The organism is Nosocomiicoccus sp. HMSC059G07 (assembly GCF_001815515.1).
Taxonomy (GTDB): domain Bacteria; phylum Bacillota; class Bacilli; order Staphylococcales; family Salinicoccaceae; genus Nosocomiicoccus; species Nosocomiicoccus ampullae_A.
The window spans coordinates 77,115-77,782 of sequence record NZ_KV820788.1; positions in this window are offsets into that span (position 1 = coordinate 77,115).

Here is a 668-nt window from a genome sequence, read left to right on the forward strand (position 1 = left end):
ATCGCGAAATTTTTGTTAAATAAAATTTCGGGAAATAGTGGTTTTATCTTTTAGGGATAAAAAGACACTCTAGACACCGTAGAACCTAATCTCAACTTGAGTTTTTCATCTTAATGAACAGGTTATCCCGAAATATGTTAAATATATCCGGATAATTAACAAAAACTCGGAATTCAGTCGCGTTTTTGTTAGATAAAAAAATATAATTAACAAAAGTGAGGGTGGCGAGACGAAATCTGTCAATTATATCCGAATATCTAACAAAATCGCGAAATTTTTGTTAAATAAAATTTTAGGGAATGGTGTTATCGCTATTTTGGGATACAACAACACTTTCTGACTCCTCGAATTCAGATCTCACCGAGGTTTTTCATCTTAATTAACAAAAAATTGTTGAATGTGTTAAATATATCCGGATAATTAACAAAAACTTGGGATTCAGTGCTGTTTTTGTTAGATAAAAAAATATAATTAACAAAAACCGAGGTGGCGTCTTGAAATTTGTTAATTATATCGAGATATCTAACAAAATCGCGAAATTTTTGTTAGATATAATTTTGAGAAGCAGCTTTATTACTCCCTTGGGATAAAACGACACTTTAAACCTACCGAAATTCAAATTACCACGAGGTTCTTCATCTTAATTAACAAAAAACGTCTCAGCGACC